The organism is Yersinia thracica (genome assembly GCF_902170565.1).
GTDB classification, from domain to species: Bacteria; Pseudomonadota; Gammaproteobacteria; order Enterobacterales; family Enterobacteriaceae; genus Yersinia; species Yersinia thracica.
On record NZ_CABHXX010000042.1, the window covers coordinates 1 to 6836 of the forward strand.

The following is a 6836-nucleotide window of genomic DNA, read 5'->3' on the forward strand; positions in this document are numbered from 1 at the left end:
ATCTGTAATTATGTGGAAATACTTATCCATTCTTCTATTTAGCGGTGATTTGTATGCGGAAGAGTTAATTGAGTTATCGAAAAGTAACAATTCTCCTCACCAGAATTATACTCGTGTAAATACATTGATGACTGAAAGAGAATGTCTAAATATTACCGGGTTGTTCTTGCAAGGGAACACGCTATTTACAGATGATGAGTTTTCAATTAAAGATTATCTTCATGATAAATGTATAACTGCAAGTGATGTTAATAAATTGGCAAAAGAGGTCACTAAAACCTATTTGACTAAAGGGTATGTTGCCGCGCGAGTGAGTTTTTTGCCACTTAACAGTCATGGTAAGTTAGGGTTAAATATAAATGAAGGGGTGGTCGAACGTATAGAAGGGGGGGATAGAAGAACCAATCATAAATTACTCTTCCCCAGCGTGGAAAATAAGCCACTTCAGCTCTCTAATTTAGATCAAGCGATATATCAAGCTAATAGATTACAATCAAATAACGTGAAGTTGGATATTTTTCCAGGCAGAAAGGAAGGAATGTCTATTATTCGTGTCAATAATATTGATGCTAAACCTTGGAGCCTAACCGCTTCCGTTAATAATTATGGTTACAAAAAATCTGATGAATGGAAGGCAAACACGTTATTGTCTTGGGACAGCCCATTAGGCTGGTCTGATTTCTTAAGTTTTAATTTAAGTCGCACGTTGGAAAATTATAAAAAACGTTATAAGCAAGAATACTCATATTTTTATTCAGTACCTTATGGTGATTTTACCTTTAGTGCAGTTACCAGCCATATGCAATATCGGCGTTATGAGAAACCCACAATAAGAAATATAAAATTTAGTGGTGGGGTACAGCAGTACAATTTAAAAGCCGACTATATGTTTTATAGGAACAGTCAACAGATTAATACGCTAAGTGCAGAATTAAAACATAAAAAAGGAGACGTATTTATTAATGACACTAAGGTAAATGTGAGTAGCTATCAGTATGCATCACTGAAACTGGCTGGGGATCATTTTCGTAAAATACCTAATGGTTCTGTGAATGTTAGTTTATCTGTAGAAAAAATCTTGCCAAAATTGTATCTCTCCATGAGTGATAATATTAATAATTTATCTCATGGATATGATTTTACTAAAAGTGAAATGATAATTAACTTGAATAAACGTTTCCCTTTATTTAATTCCTCTTATCAAATTAATAGTTTGCTAGTGGGAGGATATAGTCGAAAAAAACTACCTGCCACAGAACAGTTAAGTTTGACGGAACGTAATGCCGTGCGTGGATTTAGCCGCGGCGCGCTATCGGGTGATACCGGTTGGTATATGAAGAATACGTTATCGCATCATTTTTGGTGGAGGGAAACAGTGCTCACTCCAAGAGTTGGCATTGATGGCGGTCGCATTTTACAACATGGCAGTCAGCAAGGTTGGCAAAGTAATTTTGGCCTGAGTGCCGGAATGACATTGCGTTATAAACGTATGCAATTTGATTTGGAAGCAAGCCGTGGTTTTTGGTTATCAGAAAATAAGAATAGAAGTGAACCTGTCCAGTTATTACTAAGGTCAAGTTACACATTTTAGTTTTACCTCATTATATAAATACTGAATAAGGATATTAAAATGCAAAGTAAAAAATTCACACTCTCAGCGGGTGGTAAACTGGCTGTCTTGATATCAATGACTCTTGCCCCCGTATCAATAAGTTATGCTGTAGGAATACAGGCCGCAGGAGACGCCGCCAATCGCCCAGAAATAAGTAGTATGAGTAATGGAGCTGAACTAATAAATATCGCACCACCCTCGGAGTCAGGGCTGTCTCATAATAAATATCAGGACTTTAATGTTGGTAAACCAGGGGCGGTATTTAATAACTCAACCCAGGATACCCATTTCAATGGGGAGAATATTACTGCCAATTCAAACCTGTCCAAGGGAGGGCGCGGAGCTGACTTGATTCTAAATGAAGTCATCAGTAGCAATCCTTCAACCTTACTGGGTCATCAAAGTTTAGTGGGTACTAACGCGGATTATATTCTGGCAAACCCGAATGGAATTACCTGTGATGGTTGTAGCTTTGATCCTAATTTTAATAGAGTTACGTTAGGCTCGGGTAAAGTAATTACTTATGATGGTAATTTTAATAATATATATTCACGTGCTGGCGATAGGCATATAGTGATTAAAAACACGGATGATAAGGACAATATATCTAAGGTGTTACATATTCTTGCCCCATCAGTCCAGATTGATAGTCACATACGTGCTAAAGAGAGTGTTGATATCACTCTTGGTGTCAATGCTATTGATAGTGACGGTAATATCATAACAAGCAGCTTTTCCAATGGTGTAGATTACACAATTGATGCAGCTTCATTAGGGAGTATGACCGCTGATCGTATTAGAGTTTTTGATAGCCTAAGAAATAGAACAATGACTATATCTAAAAATATAAATGCCGCGTCCTCTTTGGGTATAAAAACATTGGGAGGATTGGATATAACGGCTAATGAATTAAAGGGTGATGATGGGATAAATATTAAGGGGGGGAGTATAAATATAAAGTCAGATGAAGTTTCACTTGAAAAACCGCCAATTACTCAATTAATTGGTTCAAATGTGAGTATTGAAGCGGATAAAGATATTCATCTAACCAGTATCCATATCAATCATAACCGTGGTGATTTATTAATCAAAGGCGAGAAAATCTCCATGGATGCCCATCTCCGAAAAGAAACTCAATACTCGGTTGATATAGATAGGGATAATATTAAATCTAGCGATGAAGGCATAAAATTAAAAGTTCACAGGAATGTACTTACCGGATCAAATGTTTCTCTAGTAACCACGTCGGATGATTTGGCGCTAACATCGGTAAAAATTAGCGCGACTGATGGGTTAACCCTTGATTCAGCTAAAGACTTAAAAGTAAGTGGGTTGCAACAAGCTGATACTTATGAGAAAGATATAAAATATACTGCATCCGGTGATGATGTGAGAGATGGTAAAAAGATCTCGCGTTCTGAATATAGCACACTGGTAGCAACTGAATTTCTTTCAGATGATAATATTAACATTACCGCAGGTAGGGATATCCTTCTCAACGGCGCCCGTATTAGTGCTGACAAACAATTATCTATTAAGGCAGGGGGAAATATAGATATCAATGCACAGAAAACATTAGACAGGCACAGCACGGATCTAAAATACTCTCAATGGGGGGGAATCGCCGGTAGTGAGAAAGACGATACAGTAAAAAGTCAGAGCATTAATCATATCAGCAGACTTTCTGGGAGTGACGTAAATATCTCAACTAATGGCGATGTTAGGGTCATAGCCAGTGAAATATCTACAACAGGGGGTGGGAATATAATATCAGGTGGAAACCTGATATTTAGTGGCGTCTTAAATGATGAGAAATTAAAAAGTGATATATCGACTGGTGGAGCACTCGACATTACCACGAGTACGGATGAAAAAAATAATAGCTATGAACAGTTTATTGACAGCAAGTTAACCTCGGGACTTGATTTTAATTTAGTGGGTAATCGTATCATTACTGATGGTAGCCAGTTTGATATTGGCGGTGATTTGCGTATTAAAAGCAAAACTGGTGTTAGTATTACCGCCGCTCAACAACAGCAAAAAATCGATGAGGAAAGAACCCGTCTTAGTTTGGATTTTTATACCAAGGAGGTGAGTAAAGATCAATACAATGCAGGTTTTATGATTAAGCATGCCAAAGACACAGAGGTTGGCTCCAAAAATGAGCAACATGTGGCCACAATGACCGCGAGAGGAATCTTCATTAATTCAGGTCAGGGGGATATAGAACTTTATGGTGCGGCATTAAAAACAACCGCAAGCGATATATCTTTGAGAAGCGGTCAGAATATTGGTCTTTTTGCCGCCAGAAATAGCAATGCTACTGATAAAACAACTAAAATCACTAGTGGTGGCGCTTATTACACCGGTGGTATTAATAAATTTGGGAATGGAGTAAATGTTAATGTTAATAACGGGGGAAAGCACCTTACTACGGATACTAGTATTGTTTCCCGTTTAGATAGTGCGAAAGATATTCGTATTTATGCTCACGGCGATATCACTCAACAAGGCGCTCAACATGTGGCAGCGGGCGAATATTGGGCTGAAGGAAGAAACATTACTAATTTAGCCAGCCACAATAGTTCATTTGGAAAAACGGCTAAAGAAGATATATCGGGCGGATTCGGTTTCAATATTGATTACAGTGGGATAACCCGACCGATTAAAAAAGCACTAAAGAATGATATAGCTAAAAATGGTGTGGTTATACCCAATCTAAAATTACCTACTGCAGGTGTAGATATCACTGCAAAAGGTAGTCAAACCGATAAATCCACAGACAGTACCGCGGCATTTGTGACTTCAATCCGTACTGGGGGGGAGATTAAACTGCGAGCTAATGACACCTTTATTGACGAAGGGACTCAATATCAGAGTGGCAAACTAATAAAATTTCATGCTAAAAATTACTTTAATAAATCGGCTATTAATAGTGAAAAAGATAATGAGCGAAAGCTGAGTGGAGAGGGGGGATTAAGAGTGGCAACCAGCACGGGTAAAGATATAAAAATCTCTGCTAAGGGGGAAGGAGGGGGGTATAAAAATGGCTTTTACACCCATGAAGCACTACCTAGTGTGTTTCAGTCTGCCTCGGGGGTTAAAATTGACATAACTGATAGTGGCTACTTTCAAGCCACTCAGATAGAAGGGGGGACGGGCGATGTTGTTATTACTGCTGGCGACAAACTCCATTTCGATCAAGCTGCAAGTTCTGGTGGCAAAAATGGTCAACATGATTATGGAAAAGGGGGCTTTAAACTTGGTTTGAAGCCCGGTTCTCAAAGCTTAGCAGTTGAGGGGAAGGGCCATACAGAGCAAAAAAATAGTTTTTATAATAATGCAATAAAAAGCAGCATGACTACTCTGGCGAATGTGAGGTTATCAGCGGGCAATGGTGACTTGATATTGACAGGTACTAAGATTGGCAACGAGGATAAACTGGTAGGAAATGTTAAATTGTCCTCTGGGAATAATATTAAGCTGTTAGCGTCAGTTTCTGATAGTGCAACTCGTGAAGATAAAGCCGGTGGTAGTCTGGTGCTCAGTGTAAGCAAAGCCAACTCTAATGATAATAGTACAACGGAAGGCGGTATCGGTTTTTCGGCCGAGAAAAAGAGAGTTAAGGAATCAACATTGTTTAGTGAGGGAACCACTATTTACAGTGGCGGTAATGTTGCTATTAGCGCTAAGAGTGACAATAAAGAAGCCATTTATGCCCAGGGGCTACAGATTAAAGCTCGGCAGGTTGATATCACCACAGCTAATGGTGGCATATTATTAGAATCAGCACAAAGCCAAGCCCCTAAAGACAATATAGACTTCTTTATTTCAGCCAGTGGCAGTGGTTCAACAACATCAGGTTCAAATACAGATATTCCTACAGAAAACAAGTTAACAGGAGGCAGTTTTAATATTAAAGATGATAAAAGTAACCAATGGGTTATTAAACACCAGAATAGTCGTATAAATGCTGAACATGGTTTGTTAAAAAGCGGCAAAGATATGTTGCTGAAAGGGGCAAAAGTAGTTGTCGATAGTTTGCGGGCTGATATTGGTGGTAATCTGCATATTCAAAGTGTTAAAGAGTTTGAACTTATTGATAACAAGGATTTTAGATTTAATCTATCCTATATGGGGACGACTGATCTGGCTGGCGATGAAATGGCAGAGTTTGGCGGTTCGGGCAGCAATATGAATACCAATAAACAAGGTATTACTGAGATGTCAGGTATTTATGGGCAAAATAATATGGTGATTAACCACTACGGTACTAAGAGATTGGCCAACGCTAAGGTGGTTAACGCCAACAAACCGGTAGAATGGAATAAATTTACCGTGAATCCGTTAAAACCAACAGTTGTTGTCGAGGAGAAGGAACCAAAGCCTAACAATGAAAAGCCAGCACCTGACTATTCATATATGCTACCACCAGTACACTAAATAAGTCAGTGCGAATAAATCAGCACTATGCTTTGGTCGGTTTTGACTAGGTAATTGCAGTATCAGTGCTGTTCACATTAAATTTAGCGGAAAGTGTCGCAAGATACTTTCCGCTAATATCAGGAAAATATGATCCGTCACAGCTTCAGTCAGTGCTCACTAAATAACGCCGAATAGTTTCCAGTAAGTCTCTAGTCCCACAACATGCATCATTATATCCTTTGGTATGTCTTCGATTAATAACCCGGTCATGGGGGCAACCACCGTGACAAATATAAAACCATTCACAATGGCGCATTTTCTTAGTTGCCTCTCTCTCTTCATTGATGGCTTGTTGATTATGTAATGAGGAAGAGAGTAAATCAGCTAGATCAGTGTCTAACAGTGATCCATAGATACTGTTGACGTCTCCCACATATTTATCGCAAGGAGAGACATCACCGTTAGGCTCCAATGTAATAATCTCTTGTGAGCAATTACCGGACCAATAGCAGGCAGAGAGTTTTTTCTCAGGATATTCCAATACTTGGATGAAATCTTCGAAAATCGCTATATTTATTTTACCCCGATAATTGTTGAACCAAATTATAAATAAATCGGATAAAAAACCAATAAATTCAGTGTAGCTAATAAACTCATTGCCAATATATCCACCTGCAGCTAGCCTATTATTAGGAACGATATTAAGAAATTCAATATTAGTCAGTTCTATTGAAGTGAAATAGTCTAACATTTCTTTCATGTCAGTTTGGTATATATCTCGATCCACAACTATTAGAGC

The 6836-nt window shown here is 38.5% G+C and carries 3 protein-coding genes; 2 read left to right on the forward strand and 1 reads right to left on the reverse strand.

Going from position 1 to position 6836, the window contains the following annotated elements:
* Both FTA91_RS05885 and FTA91_RS05890 read left to right on the forward strand, forming a co-directional pair.
* The coding region (locus FTA91_RS05885; RefSeq protein ID WP_145583058.1) for a ShlB/FhaC/HecB family hemolysin secretion/activation protein at window positions 1–1591 on the forward strand (1591 nt) is incomplete at its 5' end.
* Window positions 1592–1630: 39 nt separating this feature from the next.
* Complete coding sequence (locus FTA91_RS05890) at window positions 1631–6055, forward strand: hemagglutinin repeat-containing protein (RefSeq protein ID WP_145583059.1); 4425 nt, start codon at window positions 1631–1633, stop codon at window positions 6053–6055.
* 145 nt (window positions 6056–6200) lie between these two features.
* On the opposite strand, the gene FTA91_RS05895 is transcribed toward FTA91_RS05890, so the two are convergent.
* Window positions 6201–6836, reverse strand: a 636-nt coding sequence (locus FTA91_RS05895) for an SPASM domain-containing protein (RefSeq protein ID WP_235896828.1), incomplete at its 5' end; no start/stop codon positions are given.

What these genes read in the sequence shown, in the direction of transcription:
- FTA91_RS05890 (WP_145583059.1), top strand. Translation starts at nt 1,631, where the DNA reads ATGCAAAGTAAAAAATTCACACTCTCAGCGGGTGGTAAACTGGCTGTC.